This window comes from Streptomyces sp. NPDC028711 (assembly GCF_055565415.1).
The window spans coordinates 517,087-531,793 of the sequence record NZ_JBVHUJ010000003.1 but is presented as its reverse complement, the minus strand read 5'-3'; the positions used below and the strand labels follow the sequence as shown (position 1 = coordinate 531,793).

Annotated in this window: 16 protein-coding genes; 5 read left to right on the top strand and 11 right to left on the bottom strand. The window is 71.1% G+C overall.

Features of this window, described 5'->3' with window-relative positions:
- Nucleotides 1-18 precede the first annotated feature (18 nt).
- Complete coding sequence (locus ACZ4VK_RS13465; protein ID WP_468351662.1) at nucleotides 19-876, bottom strand: phosphotransferase enzyme family protein; 858 nt, start codon at nucleotides 874-876, stop codon at nucleotides 19-21.
- Between the two features lie 95 nt (nucleotides 877-971).
- Between ACZ4VK_RS13465 and ACZ4VK_RS13460 the strand changes: the two genes are divergently transcribed.
- The 5 genes from ACZ4VK_RS13460 to ACZ4VK_RS13440 all read left to right on the top strand — a co-directional run bounded on the left by ACZ4VK_RS13460 (nucleotide 972) and on the right by ACZ4VK_RS13440 (nucleotide 5,494).
- Nucleotides 972-1,967: a carbohydrate ABC transporter permease gene (locus ACZ4VK_RS13460; RefSeq protein ID WP_468351660.1), complete on the top strand. Its 996-nt coding sequence runs from the start codon at nucleotides 972-974 to the stop codon at nucleotides 1,965-1,967.
- Complete coding sequence (locus tag ACZ4VK_RS13455) at nucleotides 1,964-2,806, top strand: carbohydrate ABC transporter permease (RefSeq protein WP_468351658.1); 843 nt, start codon at nucleotides 1,964-1,966, stop codon at nucleotides 2,804-2,806. Before ACZ4VK_RS13460 ends, ACZ4VK_RS13455 begins: the two co-directional genes overlap by 4 nt.
- On the top strand, nucleotides 2,803-4,095 hold the full coding sequence (locus tag ACZ4VK_RS13450; RefSeq protein WP_468351656.1) for an ABC transporter substrate-binding protein: 1,293 nt from the start codon (nucleotides 2,803-2,805) through the stop codon (nucleotides 4,093-4,095). The genes ACZ4VK_RS13455 and ACZ4VK_RS13450 overlap by 4 nt, the downstream gene beginning before the upstream one ends.
- Nucleotides 4,096-4,236: 141 nt before the next feature.
- On the top strand, nucleotides 4,237-4,791 hold the full coding sequence (locus ACZ4VK_RS13445) for a DUF1697 domain-containing protein (protein WP_468351654.1): 555 nt from the start codon (nucleotides 4,237-4,239) through the stop codon (nucleotides 4,789-4,791).
- A 76-nt stretch (nucleotides 4,792-4,867) separates the two neighbouring features.
- Entirely contained in the window at nucleotides 4,868-5,494 is a 627-nt protein-coding gene (locus tag ACZ4VK_RS13440) for a mycothiol-dependent nitroreductase Rv2466c family protein (RefSeq protein ID WP_468351652.1), read from the top strand.
- Here the strand turns inward: ACZ4VK_RS13440 and ACZ4VK_RS13435 are convergent.
- From ACZ4VK_RS13435 to ACZ4VK_RS13390, 10 genes are all read right to left on the bottom strand, one after another.
- Complete coding sequence (locus ACZ4VK_RS13435; RefSeq protein WP_468351650.1) at nucleotides 5,491-6,237, bottom strand: sirohydrochlorin chelatase; 747 nt, start codon at nucleotides 6,235-6,237, stop codon at nucleotides 5,491-5,493. The genes ACZ4VK_RS13440 and ACZ4VK_RS13435 overlap by 4 nt on opposite strands.
- Nucleotides 6,238-6,245: 8 nt before the next feature.
- Nucleotides 6,246-7,139, bottom strand: coding sequence for an ABC transporter permease (locus ACZ4VK_RS13430; RefSeq protein ID WP_468351647.1), 894 nt, complete (start codon nucleotides 7,137-7,139; stop codon nucleotides 6,246-6,248).
- Complete coding sequence (locus ACZ4VK_RS13425) at nucleotides 7,126-7,920, bottom strand: ABC transporter ATP-binding protein (protein WP_468351645.1); 795 nt, start codon at nucleotides 7,918-7,920, stop codon at nucleotides 7,126-7,128. Before ACZ4VK_RS13425 ends, ACZ4VK_RS13430 begins: the two co-directional genes overlap by 14 nt.
- Before the next feature lie 33 nt (nucleotides 7,921-7,953).
- On the bottom strand, nucleotides 7,954-9,063 hold the full coding sequence (locus ACZ4VK_RS13420; RefSeq protein ID WP_468351643.1) for an aliphatic sulfonate ABC transporter substrate-binding protein: 1,110 nt from the start codon (nucleotides 9,061-9,063) through the stop codon (nucleotides 7,954-7,956).
- Nucleotides 9,064-9,269: 206 nt separating this feature from the next.
- Nucleotides 9,270-10,613 carry a sulfate adenylyltransferase subunit 1 gene (locus tag ACZ4VK_RS13415; RefSeq protein ID WP_468351641.1) on the bottom strand — a complete coding sequence of 448 codons (1,344 nt, stop codon included), beginning with the start codon at nucleotides 10,611-10,613 and terminating at the stop codon, nucleotides 9,270-9,272.
- Nucleotides 10,613-11,548, bottom strand: coding sequence for a sulfate adenylyltransferase subunit CysD (gene cysD, locus ACZ4VK_RS13410; RefSeq protein ID WP_468351639.1), 936 nt, complete (start codon nucleotides 11,546-11,548; stop codon nucleotides 10,613-10,615). The genes ACZ4VK_RS13415 and cysD overlap by 1 nt, the downstream gene beginning before the upstream one ends.
- Nucleotides 11,545-12,126 carry an adenylyl-sulfate kinase gene (gene cysC / locus ACZ4VK_RS13405; RefSeq protein WP_468351638.1) on the bottom strand — a complete coding sequence of 194 codons (582 nt, stop codon included), beginning with the start codon at nucleotides 12,124-12,126 and terminating at the stop codon, nucleotides 11,545-11,547. Before cysC ends, cysD begins: the two co-directional genes overlap by 4 nt.
- Nucleotides 12,108-12,815, bottom strand: coding sequence for a phosphoadenylyl-sulfate reductase (locus ACZ4VK_RS13400; protein ID WP_468351636.1), 708 nt, complete (start codon nucleotides 12,813-12,815; stop codon nucleotides 12,108-12,110). The genes cysC and ACZ4VK_RS13400 overlap by 19 nt, the downstream gene beginning before the upstream one ends.
- Nucleotides 12,812-12,991, bottom strand: coding sequence for a hypothetical protein (locus ACZ4VK_RS13395; RefSeq protein WP_468351634.1), 180 nt, complete (start codon nucleotides 12,989-12,991; stop codon nucleotides 12,812-12,814). The genes ACZ4VK_RS13400 and ACZ4VK_RS13395 overlap by 4 nt, the downstream gene beginning before the upstream one ends.
- A complete protein-coding gene (locus ACZ4VK_RS13390) occupies nucleotides 12,988-14,685 on the bottom strand; it encodes a nitrite/sulfite reductase (RefSeq protein WP_468351632.1) in 1,698 nt (565 codons plus the stop codon). Before ACZ4VK_RS13390 ends, ACZ4VK_RS13395 begins: the two co-directional genes overlap by 4 nt.
- Nucleotides 14,686-14,707: the final 22 nt, after the last annotated feature.

Below are 14,707 nucleotides of genomic sequence, written 5' to 3'. Positions count from 1 at the left end.
TCGCCGGGGATCATGATGTCAGAACGGGTACCAGCGCACCTCGGGATCACCGTCCCGCAGCGAGGCCACCCGCCGCTCGAATTCGGCCAGTGCCTTCGGGTTGCCCGGGGCGTGCTGCGCCACCCACGCGCAGCTCGCCGTCTCCCGGGCCCCGCGCAGCACCGCGCACCCCTCCCACTCCCGGACGTCCCAGCCGTACGCCTCCGTGAACGCCTCGTAGGCGGCAGGGTCGAGTCCGTACCGGTCGCGGGAGAGCGCGAGGACCACCAGATCGTGCTCGCGGAGGTCCGAGGAGAACGTCTCCAGGTCCACGAGGACCGGGCCGTCCGGGCCGACGTGGACGTTGCGCGGGAGGGCGTCACCGTGGATCGGACCGGGCGTCAGACGCGGGGTCAGGGCGGCCGCCGCCGGGGCGAAGGAGTCACGCCGCTCCCGCAGGAACGCCGCGTCCGCCGGATCGATCGCGTCCCCCGCGAGCCGCAGCCACCGCTCCACCCCGCCGAGCAGCTCACGGCGGGGGAGGGTGAACCCCGTCGGCTCCGGCAGGGCGTGGACGGCCCGCAGCAGCGGCGCCAGATCACGGGGCTCGGCGGGCCGCACCGCAGCGGGAAGCCGATGCCAGAAGGTCACCGGATGCCCCTCGACCAGACGCGGCTTCTCCTCGGCGGCCCGCACCGCCGGGATCCCCGCCCCGGCGAGCCAGCCCGCGAGCGCCACCTCCCGCTCGGCCCGCTCGAACAGCTCCGCGTCCCGGCCGACCTTCACGGCGAGACCGCCCACGGCGAAGACCGCGTTCTCCCCGAGCGCGAGCAGCCGCGCCTCCGCGACCGGCAGCTCCGCCGCAGCCAGGATCTCCCGCGCCCGCGCCTCGTCCATCGACCTCTCCCTCACCTGTGCGTTTGAGCCAAAGTCTCGCATCCACGCAGCTCACCACGCAGGTCGCCTTGACGGCCTCCGGGTCCCTCAGGACCATGGCGGGATTCCCACGGCGGTGCCGGGGAGGGCGGACGGGGGTCGGATCGGTGAGCTCGGTGACCGCGACGAAGCGGCCGGACGGGACGCGCACACCGCGCTCCGCCCACGGGGCACGCCCGCGCGGCCCCGACTTCGGCGCCTGGTTCCTGGTGCTCCCGGCGCTCCTGCCCATCCTGGTCCTCAGCGTCGGCCCGCTGCTCTACGGCATCGCGCTCGCCTTCACCGACGCCCAGTCGGGCCGCACCCAGGCCACCCGGTGGGTGGGCACCCTCAACTTCCAGGACCTGCTGCACGACACCCTCTTCTGGGACTCGTTCCGCATCGGCGTGGTCTGGGCCGTCGGCGTGACCGTCCCCCAGTTCCTGCTCGCCCTCGGCCTCGCCCTCCTCCTCAACCAGAACCTCCGCCTCCGCTGGCTGGCGCGGGCCCTCGCCATCGTTCCCTGGGCGATGCCGGAGGTCGTCGTCGGCATCATGTGGCGGCTGGTCTACAACCCCGACGCCGGCATCCTCAACGAGACCCTCAGGAACCTCGGTCTCGGCGAGGGCCACGACTGGCTCTCCGGCCTCGCCACCGCCCTGCCCGCCGTGATCGTCGTCGGCGTCTGGGCCGGCATGCCGCAGACCACCGTCGCCCTGCTCGCCGGACTCCAGAACACCCCGAAGGAGCTCCACGAGGCCGCCGCCCTCGACGGCGCCGGAGCCTGGCGCCGCTTCCGCGCCGTCACCTGGCCCGCCCTCAGACCGGTCGCCCTCGCCATCACCGCGCTCAACCTCATCTGGAACTTCAACTCCTTCGCCCTGGTCTACGTGCTCACCAGCGGCGGACCCGGCGGCCGGACCCGGCTCCCCATGCTCTTCGCCTACGAAGAGGCCTTCCGCTACGGACAGTTCGGCTACGCCGCCGCGATGGGCTGTGTGATGGTCGCGGCCGTCTCGGTGCTCATCGCCCTCTCCCTCGTACGCCGGCTGAAAGGGGACCAGGACCGGTGAGCGCACTCCGGACGAGCAGACCCGCGCGGATCGGCCAGTACCTCGCCCTCCTCGCGTACCTGGTCTTCCTCGCCTTCCCCTTCCTCTGGCTGCTCTCCACCGCCTTCAAGCCCGCCCGCGAGCTGGCCTCGCTCCACCCCACCTGGATCCCGAAGGACCCCACGCTCGCCAACTTCCGGCAGGCCTTCGACGAACAGCCGCTGCTCGGGGCCGCCGCGAACAGCCTGATCGCCGCGGTCTCCGCCGCCGTGATCGCGGTGGCCGTCGCCACCCCGCTCGCCTATGTGACGGCCCGCCACCGGGGCCGGCTCGCCTCGGCCGCCACCGGCTGGGTGGTGATCAGCCAGGCCTTCCCCTTCGTCCTGGTGATCATCCCGCTCTTCCTGATCCTCAAGAACCTGCACCTGATCAACAGCGTCCTCGGCCTCGTCCTGGTCTACGTGGTCTGGTCGCTGCCCTTCGCCCTCTGGATGCTGATGGGATACGTCCGGGCCGTCCCCGCCGAACTCGAGGAGGCCGCCGCCGTCGACGGCGCCGGGCGGCTCCGTACCCTCGTCTCCGTCACCGCCCCGCTGCTCGTCCCCGGCATCGTCGCCACCGCCCTCTTCGCCTTCGTCACCGCGTGGAACGAGTTCTTCTTCGCGCTCGTGCTCCTCAAGACCCCGGAGAAGCAGACCCTGCCGGTCGTCCTCACCCACTTCCTCGGCGCCGAGGGCGTCGCCGACCTCGGACCGCTGGCCGCGGCGGCCTTCCTCGCGACCCTGCCGTCCCTCGTCGTCTTCGCCCTCCTCCAAAGACGGATCACCGGCGGGATGCTGGCCGGGGCGGTGAAGTCATGAGACGGATCCTGACCGTGGCCACCGCGCTCCTCCTGCTCCTCACCGGCTGCACCGCCGGGGACGAGGGCCCCGACGACGGAGTCGTACGGCTCCGCTTCCAGTCCCTCGCCTGGCAGAAGGAGTCGGTCGACGCCAACCGTCAGCTGGTGAAGGAGTGGAACGCCGCCCACCCCGACGTCCAGGTCGACTACGTCCAGGGCAGCTGGGACTCCGTCCACGACCAGCTCCTCACCTCCTTCGAGGGCGGTGAGGCGCCCGACATCATCCACGACGCCTCCGACGACCTGGCCGACTTCGCCTACGGCGGCCACCTCGCCGATCTGCGCACGCTGCTGCCCGAGCGGCTCCGCGCCGACATCCCCGCCCGCAGCTGGGAGACGACCACCTTCGGCGAGGGGATCTACGGCGTGCCGTTCCTCCAGGAACCGCGCGTGATCATCGCCAACCGGAAGATCCTGGAATCCTCCGGAGTCCGCGTCCCCACCCCGGAGAAGCCCTGGAGCTGGGCCGAGTTCCGGCAGGTCACCCAGGACCTCACCCGCACCATGGGCCCCGGCGGGTACGCCGTCGCCTGGCCGCTCAAGGAGCCCGTCTCCGTCAGCCTCAACCTCGGGCTCTCCGCCGGAGGCCGGCTCTTCCACCGCGAGGACGACGGCCGGGTCACCGTCCGCTTCACCGAGGCCGACGCCGTCGTCCCCGGCACCGTCCACGACCAGGTCGTCACCGACCGCACCGCCCCGCGCACCACCCTCGGCAGCGGCGCTTCCGACACCCTGCCCGGCTTCTTCGCCGGCAAGTACGCCATGGTCCCGCTGGGCTTCGCCTTCCGGCAGCAGATAGCGCAGCAGGCCCCCGAGGGCTTCGAGTGGACGGTGCTGCCCGCCCCCGCCGGGAGCGCGGGGCCGACCCAGGGCGTCTCCCCGCAGACCCTGTCGATCGCCGAGGACAGCCCGTACAAGAAGGAGGCGGCGGAGTTCCTCGACTTCTTCCTCCGGCCGGAGAACATGGTGCGGCTCGCGCGCGGCGACTGGATGCTGCCCACCGGGACGGCGGCCCTCGCCCACCCCTCCCTGCACACCGCCGAGGACGGCTGGGCCACCGGGGCCGCGGTGGCCGCGCACCTGCGGCCGGCCCCCGCGCAGTCGGTGCGGGGCTATCCGGAGTGGAAGGACAAGGTGGCGACCCCCGCCTTCCAGGAGTACTACAGCGGCGCCATCGACGTCGGGGAGCTGCGCAGACGGCTTGTGGAGGACGGCAACCGGGTGCTCGCCCGCTATCAGCGCAAATGATGGATTCGTGATTACGAAACCTTGTTGAATAAGTCACAGATGAGTGAAGGGTCTTCTCCGGGCTCCCCTCCATCGGACAGTGTTCGAACCGGCCACCGTGCCGCCCCCCACGAGGCGCGGTGGCCGCCCTAGGGTGACGTCATGACGAAGACTTACGCGCTCCTGCTCCGCGGCATCAACGTGAGCGGACACCGGAAGGTCCCCATGCCGGAACTCCGGTCCGTCCTCGAAGGGCTCGGGCACCGCGACGCCCGCACCTATCTGCAGAGCGGGAACGCCGTCTTCACCACCGACTCCGCCGCCGGCGAGGACGAACTCACCACCCAGGTCGAGGACGCGATCGAACGGCACTTCGGCTTCCGCGTCGACTGCCTCGTCCGCGACGGCGCCTACCTCGCGGCCGTCGCCGAGGCCTGCCCCTTCCCTGCCGCCGCACTCCAGGGCAAGCAGCTCCACGCCTTCTACCTCTCGGGGCCCGCCGATCCCGGACGCTTCGCCGCGATCGACCGCGAGGTGTACCTCCCGGAGGAGTTCGCGCTCGGCGACCGGGTCCTCTATCTCCACGTCCCGGAAGGCCTGGGCCGGTCCCGGCTTGCCGACGTCCTCACCCGCCCGTCCGTCGTCAACGGCCTGGTGGTCACGGCCCGCAACTGGAACACCGTGGTCAAGCTGGTGGAGATGACACGGGAGGAGTGACGGCCGAAAGTGGCCCGCCCGGAGGGCCTCCGATTGGCCCAGGGAAGCAGGCCACTCGCTGGCTAGATTCACCGGTATGACGACCACCGCGACCGTGTCCCGTCCCACCGTCGACTTCTACTTCGACCCCGCCTGCCCCTTCGCCTGGATCACCTCCCGCTGGATCCTGGAGGTCGAGCGGCACCGGGACATCGACCTCCGCTTCAAGGTCATGAGCCTGTACCTGCACAACGAGGGCGCCACCCTGCCCGACTGGTACCGCGAGCTCGTCGACGCCTCGATCGGCCCCGTCCGGGTCGCCGCGGCCGCCGCCGCACAGCACGGCGAGGAGATCCTGCGGCCGCTCTACACCGCGTACGGAACCCGCATCCACGAGCGGAAGCGGAAGGACCTCGACGCCGTCGTCGCCGAGTCCCTCGCCGAACTCGGCCTCTCCGCGGCCCTCGCGAAGGCCGCGCACGACCCGGCGTACGACGAGGACGTCCGCCGCAGCCACGACGCCGGCAGGGAGCCGGAATCCGGGGGATACGTCGGCACCCCGACGCTCCACGTCGACGGCACCGTCTGGTTCGGCCCGGTCCTGCGCGCGATCCCGCGCGGCGAGAGGGCGGCCGAACTCTTCGACAGCTTCCGCGTCCTGGCCGCCCACCCCGACTTCTTCGAACTCAAGCGGACCCGCACCGGCGGACTCGACTTCGGCTAACCGGCCGCCACGGCCAAGCGCTCCGCGGCACGGAGCGCGCCGTCGTACCGCTCCACGAGCAGCGCCGCCAGTTCGGGGGAGGGACCGAGGACGTCCGCCAGGACGTCCGCGTCCGCCGCGCCCGCCGCGATCCGGTCCGGGAGCCGGCCCGGGGCGATGACGTACGGCGCGACGGCCACCCGCCGGACACCCGGGTCCGTACGCAGCGCCCGCACGGCGTCCTCCGTACGGGGAAGGGATGCGGAGGCGAACGCGGGCCGCACGGAGCACCAACCGGTGCGCCGCAGCTCCCGCGCCGTTTCTGCGATCACCGCGATCGCCTCCGGGTCGGTGGAGCCCGCCGAGGCCAGGACGACCCCGGTCGCGCTCTTGTCGCCGGGCGTGAGCCCGGCCTCGTACAACCGCCGTTCCACCGCGGCGATCAGCAGCGGCGAAGGGCCGAGGACCTCCGCCTGGTGGACGCGCAGGGACAGGGGCGCCTGGCGCAGCACGGTGGGGATGTCGGCCTTCGCGTGGAAGGCCCGGGTGAGGAGCAGCGGGAGCGCCACCACGTCCCGTACCCCCTCGGCGGCGAGCCGGTCGAGCACCCCCGCGACCGACGGCAGGTTGAAGTCCAGGAACGCCGTCTCCACCCGCAGCCCCGGCCGCAGCGCACCGGCCCGGCGCACCAGCGCCTGGACGGTCGCCGCGTGCCGCGGGTCGCGGCTGCCGTGGGCGATGACGAGGAGGACCGGCCTGTTCATGGGGTGGCTCAGCCCTTCGTGAGCAGGCCGCGGCGGCGCAGCACCGCGCGCTCCAGCGGGCTGAAGATCAGCAGGTCGATGGCGATGCCGACGACGAGGATCAGGATGATCGCCAGGAAGATGCCCGCCATGTCGATGTTGTTGCGGCCGTTCTCCAGGAGCTGGCCGAGGCCGAGGCCCAGGTCGGGGGAGGAGGCGATGATCTCCGCGGCCATCAGCGAACGCCACGAGAACGCCCAGCCCTGCTTCAGTCCGGCCAGATAGCCCGGCAGCGCCGCCGGCATCACGATGTGCCAGGCGCCCCTCAGGCCGGTCGCGCCGAGCGTCTGCCCGGCCCGCAGGAAGAGCGGCGGGACCTGGTCGACACCGGCGACGAGGCCGTTGGCGATCGACGGGACGGCGCCCAGCAGGATCACCGCGTACATCATGCTGTCGTTGAGGCCGAGCCAGAGGACGGCGGGCGCCACCCAGGCCACCGAGGGCAGGGACTGGAGCCCCGCGAGGATCGGGCCGATCGCGGCGCGCACGAACTTCACCCGGGAGACGAGGAGTCCGAGCGGGGTGCCGATGGCGAGCGCCAGGAGGAAGCCGAAGAGGGCCCGGGACACGCTGGTCCACAGGACGTCGAGGAGCGTGCCCTCCAGCCACATCGTGGTCAGGCTGTCCCACACCGCGGACGGGGCGGGCAGCTTGTACGCGTCGGTGACCTTCAGGGTGACGAGCAGCTGCCACACCACGAGGACGAGCAGGACGGCGACGGCCGGCGGCAGCACCTTCTTGAGCAGGACCTCACGGACCGGGGTCCGCTGGATCTGCACGCTGTCCAGGGCGTCGAGACCGGCCTCCAGGCCGGCCAGGTCGTCGGCCTTGCGTGCCTTCGTGCTGGTTTCAGTGCTGGCCATGACGGCGGATCTCCCCACGCAGGTGCTCGGTGATCTCGAGGGACAGCTCCGCGACGTCGGAGTCCTCGATGCGGCGCGGCTGAGGGATGTCGATGGTCCACTCGTGCGCGATCCGGCCCGGCCGCGAGGAGAGGAGGACGACACGCTCGGCGAGGCGTACGGCCTCCCGCACGTTGTGGGTGACGAAGAGCACCGACAGCTTCGTCTCCCGCCAGATCCGGGTCAGCTCGTCGTGCAGCACGTCCCGGGTGATGGCGTCGAGCGCCGCGAACGGCTCGTCCATCAGGAGGAGGTCGCTGTCCTGCGCGAGCGCGCGGGCCAGCGCGACCCGCTGGCGCATGCCGCCGGACAGCTCGTGGACCCGCTTGCCGTACGAGCCGCCGAGCCGGACCAGGTCGAGCAGGCGCTCGGCCTCGTTCCGCCGCTGGGTCTTGGGCACCCCGCGCAGCCGCAGGGCCAGTTCGATGTTCTTGCCCGCGGTCAGCCACGGGAACAGGGCGTGCTCCTGGAACATCAGGGCCGGCCGGCCGCCGGGGGTCTCGATGGACCCCACGGACGGCCGGTCGAGCCCGGCGACCAGGTTGAGCAGCGTCGACTTGCCGCAGCCCGAGGCGCCCAGGAGGGTGACGAACTCGCCCGGGGCGACATCGAGCGAGATGTCGTCGAGGACGAGCTGCCCGCCGGCGGGACCGCCGAAGGACTTGGAGACATGCTGGATACGGGCGGCATGGGTCACCGCCACACGGTCCTCGGCCTTGGCGATCGTCGCGGTCGTGGCCATGGTCGTCACCTCCTGGGGATCAGCTGCGGACTGTTACTTCGCGCCGAGACCGGCGTCGGAGACCTCGGGCTGCCCTGCGGCCTTCAGGACCTTGTTGAGCGGCTTCAGGTCGTAGATGCCGGAGAGCTCGGGCTGCTCCAGAAGACCGGCCTTCACCGCGTGGCCCGCCTGTGCCTGGAGCGTGGCCGCCAGCGGGTCGTCGGTGAACCGGATGGACGGCCACGCGGCGTCGATCACCTTCGCGCCGAGCGCCTTGCCCGAGAGGTCCTTCAGCTTGGCGTTGGCCGAGGCCTTCGCCTTGTCCGGGTTGGCGTTGATCCACGCGTTGGTCTTCACCGAGCCGCGCAGGAACGCCTCGACGACGTCCGGGTGGGCCTTCAGGAACTTCTGCGACACGATGATGTTCGTGATCACGAACTTCTTGTCCGGCCACAGGTCGGACTCGTCGAGCAGGACCTTCGCCCCGTCGCTGACCAGCTTCGACGCGGTCGGCTCGGGCACCCAGGCACCGTCGATGGCGCCGGAGAGGTAGGCGTTCGGGGTGACCTTGTTGTCCGTGCGGACCACCGAGACGTCGCCCTTGCCGCTCTCGGCGTCGACCTTCCAGCCCTTCTCGGAGATCCAGTTGAGGAAGGCCACGTCCTGCGTGTTGCCGTGCTGCGGGGTGGCGATCCGCTTGCCCCTGAGGTCGTCCAGGGTCTTGATCTTCGCCGGGTTCACCACGAGCTTCACACCGCCGGAGGCGGAGCCGCCGATGATCCGCAGGTTGGTGCCCTTGGTCTTGACGTAGCCGTTGATGGACGGCGAGGGGCCGATGAAGCCGATGTCGATCGAGCCGGCGTTCAGCGCCTCGATCTCGGAGGGACCGGCGTTGAAGGTGGTGGGCACCAGCCTGGTGCCGCCCAGCTCCTTCTGGAGGATGCCCTCCTGGTCGCCCACGAGCGCGGTGGCGTGGGTGAGGTTGGGGAAGTACCCGAGCCGTACGGTGTCGGCGGAGAGCTTCGCGCCCTCGGCGGCCACCTTCTTCTCGTCGTTCTTGGCCTGGGATCCGTAGCCGCAGGAGGCGAGTGCGCCGATCAGCAGCGGCAGAGCGGCGACGGCGGCGAGACCGCGGCGCAGGGTGGTACGGGTGGTGGCAGGCACGGGAGGTTTTCCCCTCGATTCAGCGTTTTCGAAGTCTGCGTCTATGTCGTTCGGCGTGGAGCGGGTGGTGCGGGGTAGCGCCGCGCGTGCGGCGCTTCGAGGTCAGCACGCACATCGCGCCACACCTCCCCGGCCCGCGCCGAGGGCGCCGGAGCCCACCCGGCCGCCCTCCTTCGCGAAGGTGGCGTACGCGTCCTGACCGGCCATCAGAAGTCCCACCCTTCCTCGTCCTCGACGACCGTGACGGTCTTGGTCGTGGCGAAGGACTCGCCCGCCATGCCCGCCGCGAGCGTGGTGCCGTCCGCCGGGTCGATCAGCAGGAACGAGCCGGTACGGCGCGAGTCCGCGTACGCGTCGAGCGCGAGCGGCTCGGCGGTGCGGACCACGACCCGGCCGATGTCGTTGGCGACCAGCTGACCCGGGTTCGGGTGCTGCGAGAGGTCGTCCAGGGTCAGCCGCGAGGGGATCTCCTTGACGATCGCCTTGACCGTGCGGGTGGTGTGCTTGAGCAGCACCCGCTGGCCGACGGCGAGCGGCTGGTCCGCCACGTGGCAGACGGTCGCCTCGATGTCCTGCGTCGTCGCCGGGGCGTCACCGCTCGGGGCGAGCAGGTCGCCGCGCGAGATGTCGATGTCGTCGGCGAGCCGGATCGTGACCGACTGCGGGGCCCACGCGATGTCCACGGACTCGCCGAGCGCGTCGATCCCGGTGATCGTGGAGGTCTTCCCCGACGGCAGGACGGTGATCTCCTCGCCGACCCGGAACGCGCCGGCCGCGATCTGACCGGCGTAGCCCCGGTAGTCGGGGTGCTCGGCGGTCTGCGGGCGGATCACGTACTGCACGGGGAACCGTGCGTGGCAGGCCGTCAGGTCGTGGCTGACCGGCACGGTCTCCAGGTGTTCGAGGACCGTCGGGCCGCCGTACCAGTCCATGTTCGCGGACGGCTCCACGACGTTGTCGCCGGCGAGCGCCGAGATCGGGATCGCGGTGATCTCCGGGACGCCGAGCTCGGAGGCGTACGTCGTGAACTCCTCGGCGATCGCGGCGAAGACGGGCTCCCGGTAGTCGACCAGGTCCATCTTGTTCACGGCGAGGACCACGTGCGGGACGCGCAGGAGCGCGGCGACGGCGGCGTGCCGGCGGGTCTGCTCGACCACGCCGTTGCGGGCGTCGACGAGGACCACGGCCAGCTCGGCGGTGGAGGCGCCGGTCACCATGTTCCGGGTGTACTGCACGTGTCCCGGGGTGTCGGCGAGGATGAAGCGGCGGCGGGTCGTCGCGAAGTAGCGGTACGCCACGTCGATGGTGATGCCCTGCTCGCGCTCGGCCCGCAGACCGTCGGTGAGGAGCGCCAGGTCGGGCGCCTCCTGGCCACGGGAGCGGGAGGCGTGCTCCACGGCCTCCAGCTGGTCGGTGAGGACCGACTTGGAGTCGTGGAGGAGCCGTCCCACCAGCGTGGACTTGCCGTCGTCGACGGAGCCGGCGGTGGCGAAACGCAGCAGGGTGGTGGCCGCCAGCTGCTCGGACAGCTGCTCGGTGGACGTGCTCATTAGAAGTACCCTTCGCGCTTGCGGTCTTCCATCGCGGCCTCGGACATCTTGTCGTCGGCGCGGGTGGCGCCCCGCTCGGTCAGTCGGGAGGCGGCGATCTCGGCGATGACGGCGTCCAGCGTGGTGGCGTCGGAGTCGACGGCGCCGGTGCAGGACATGTCGCCGACGGTGCGGTAGCGGATCAGCCGCCTCTCGACCGTCTCGGACTCCTTCGGACCGCCCCACTCGCCGGCCGTCAGCCACATGCCGCTGCGGGCGAACACCTCGCGCTCGTGGGCGAAGTAGATCTCCGGGAGTTCGATCTTCTCGCGCTGGATGTACTGCCAGACGTCGAGCTCGGTCCAGTTGGACAGCGGGAAGACACGGACGTGCTCGCCGGGCGCGTGCCGGCCGTTGTAGAGCTGCCACAGCTCGGGGCGCTGGCGGCGCGGGTCCCACTGAGAGAACTCGTCGCGCAGCGAGAACACCCGCTCCTTGGCGCGGGCCTTCTCCTCGTCGCGGCGGCCGCCGCCGAACACGGCGTCGAAGCGGTGCTGCTGGATCGCCTCGGTCAGCGGGACGGTCTGCAGCGGGTTGCGGGTGCCGTCGGGGCGCTCGCGCAGCTTGCCGGCGTCGATGTACTCCTGCACGGAGGCGACGTGCAGCCGCAGCCCGTGTCGGGCGACGGCTCGGTCGCGGTACTCCAGGACCTCGGGGAAGTTGTGCCCGGTGTCGACGTGCAGCAGCGTGAAGGGGACCGGCGCGGGGGCGAAGGCCTTCAGCGCCAGGTGCAGCATGACGATGGAGTCCTTGCCGCCGGAGAAGAGGATCACCGGCCGCTCGAACTCACCCGCCACCTCACGGAAGATGTGGACGGCCTCGGACTCCAGGGAGTCGAGGTGCGACAGCGCGAACGGTGTGTCCGTGGTGTCGTGAACATGAGCGACGGTCGTCATGCGAGACCCCTCTCGGTGAGCAGCGCGTGGAGCGTCGCTGCCGACTCCTGCACGGTCTGGGTGTGGGACTCGATCCGCAGATCGGGGTTGCGCGGCTCGTCGTACGGGTCGTCGACGCCGGTGAGACCGCTGATCTCGCCCGCGGCCTGCTTGGCGTACAGCCCCTTGACGTCGCGCACGGAGCAGACGTCCACCGGAGTGGCGACGTGCACCTCGACGTACGGGGTGCCCTCCGAGGCGTGACGCTTGCGGACCGCCTCGCGGCTGTCCTCGTACGGGGCGATGACGGGCACGAGGACCTTCACGCCGTTGGAGGCGAGCAGCTCCGCGACGAAGCCGATGCGCTGCACGTTGGTGTGCCGGTCCTCGCGGGTGAAGCCGAGGCCCGCCGAGAGGAACTCGCGGATCTCGTCGCCGTCGAGCACCTCGACGCGGTGCCCTTCGCCGCGCAGCCGGCCGGCCAGTTCGTACGCGATGGTGGTCTTGCCGGCGCTCGGCAGGCCGGTGAGCCAGATGGTGGCACCCGTCACGCGCTTCTCCTGAATCTCCTGAGTGTCCGTCATCCGTGCAGCCCGCATTCGGTCTTGGCGCGGCCCGCCCAGCGTCCGGCGCGGGCGTCCTCGCCCTCCAGGACGCGGCGGGTGCAGGGGGCGCAGCCGACGGAGGCGTATCCGTCCATGAGGAGCGGGTTGGTGAGGACACCGTGCTCCGTGACGTACGCGTCGACGTCGTCCTGCGTCCAGCGGGCGATGGGGGAGACCTTGACCTTCCGCCGCTTCTCGTCCCAGCCGACGACCGGGGTGTTCGCCCGGGTCGGGGACTCGTCGCGGCGCAGGCCGGTCGCCCACGCGCTGTACCGGGTCAGGCCCTCTTCGAGGGGCTTGACCTTGCGCAGCGCGCAGCACAGGTCGGGGTCGCGGTCGTGCAGCTTCGGCCCGTACTCGGCGTCCTGCTGGGCCACGGTCTGGCGCGGGGTCAGCGTGATGACGTGGACGTCCATGACGGCGTCCACGGCGTCACGGGTGCCGATGGTCTCCTCGAAGTGGTAGCCGGTGTCGAGGAAGACGACGTCCACGCCGGGCCGGACCCGGGAGGCGAGGTGGGCGACGACCGCGTCCTCCATGGAGGAGGTGACGCAGAAGGCATCGCCGAAGGTGTCGACCGCCCACCGGAGGATCTCCAGCGGGGAGGCGTCCTCCAGATCACGGCCGGCCTGCTCGGCGAGTGCCTTGAGGTCGGCCGCGGTGGCGTCCTGAGTGACCGTCATATGTCTTTCCTCCCAGAGGTGTTCCTCGAAGTCGCCGGGGCGAGCAGCCCCAGGAACTTCAGCTGGAAGGCTCGGCTGCACGCTGCGCATTCCCAGGCGCCGTGGCCCTGCTCGTTGGGACGCAGGTCCTCGTCGCCGCAGTAGGGGCAGAAGAAGGGGGCCGCACGCTCGCTCACGAGAGCGCCTCCTCGGAGGCACGCGCCGCCCAGGTCGCGAAGCGCTCGCCGGTCTCGCGCTCCGCCTGGAAGCGCTTGAGGACCCGCTCGACGTAGTCGGGGAGCTCGTCCGCGGTGACCTTGAGGCCCCGGACCTTGCGTCCGAAGCCGGCCTCGAGACCGAGGGCGCCGCCCAGGTGCACCTGGTAGCCCTCGACGCGGTTGCCGTCGTCGTCCAGGACCAGCTGGCCCTTGAGACCGATGTCCGCGACCTGGATGCGGGCGCAGGCGTTCGGGCAGCCGTTGATGTTGATCGTCAGCGGCTCGTCGAACTCCGGGATCCGGCGCTCCAGTTCGTCGATGAGCGAGGCACCCCGTGCCTTGGTCTCGACGATCGCGAGCTTGCAGAACTCGATGCCGGTGCAGGCCATCGTGCCGCGCCGGAACGGGGTCGGGTTCACCCGCAGGTCGAGCGCCTCCAGGGCGGCGACCGCCGAGTCGACCTGTCCCTCCTCGACGTCGAGCAGGATCATCTTCTGGTCCGCGGTGGTCCGCAGCCGGCCGGAGCCGTGCTGCTCGGCCAGACCCGCGATCTTGGTCAGGGTGGCGCCGTCGACCCGGCCGACGCGCGGGGCGAAGCCGATGTAGAAGCGGCCGTCCTGCTGGCGGTGCACACCCATGTGGTCGCGCCACTGGCCCGCGGGCTGCTCGGGGGCGGGGCCGTCGGTGAGCTTCCGCTCGAGGTACTCGTCCTCCAGGACCTGGCGGAACTTCTCCGGGCCCCAGTCGGCGACGAGGAACTTCAGCCGGGCGCGGTTGCGGAGCCGGCGGTAGCCGTAGTCGCGGAAGATCGAGATGACGCCCTCGTAGACGTCCGGGACCTCGTCGAGGGAGACCCAGGTGCCGAGCCGGACGCCGAGCTTGGGGTTGGTGGAGAGACCGCCGCCGACCCAGACGTCGAAGCCGGGGCCGTGCTCCGGGTGGTGCACGCCGACGAAGGCGATGTCGTTGATCTCGTGCGCCACGTCGAGCTGCGGCGAGCCGGAGACCGCGGACTTGAACTTGCGGGGCAGGTTGGAGAAGTCCTTGTTGCCGACGATCCGGCGGTAGATCTCGTCGATGGCGGGCGTGCCGTCGATGATCTCGTCGGCGGCGATGCCGGCCACGGGGGAGCCGAGGATGACGCGCGGGGTGTCACCGCAGGCCTCGGTGGTGGACAGGCCGACCGCCTCCAGGCGGTTCCAGATCTCGGGGACGTCCTCGATGCGGATCCAGTGGTACTGGACGTTCTGCCGGTCGGTGATGTCAGCCGTGCCCCGGGCGAACTCCTCGGAGATCTCGCCGATCACCCGCAGCTGCTCGGTGGTCAGCCGGCCGCCGTCGATGCGGACGCGGAGCATGAAGTACTCGTCGTCCAGCTCCTCCGGCTCCAGGACACCCGTCTTGGTGCCGTCCAGACCCTGCTTGCGCTGGGTGTAGAGGCCCCACCAGCGCATGCGTCCGCGCAGGTCGTTGGGGTCGATGGAGTCGAATCCGCGCTTCGAGTAGACCGTCTCAATACGTGTCCGTACGTTGAGACCGTCGTCGTCCTTCTTGAACTGCTCATTGCCGTTCAGGGGGGTGAAGTGCCCCACGGCCCACTGACCCTCGCCACGGTGGCGTCCGGCCTTGCGGCGGGCGGCGGCGGGAGTGGGGTTTTCCGGGGTGGCGGCCATGGCGTCTTGTCCTTCGGGACTG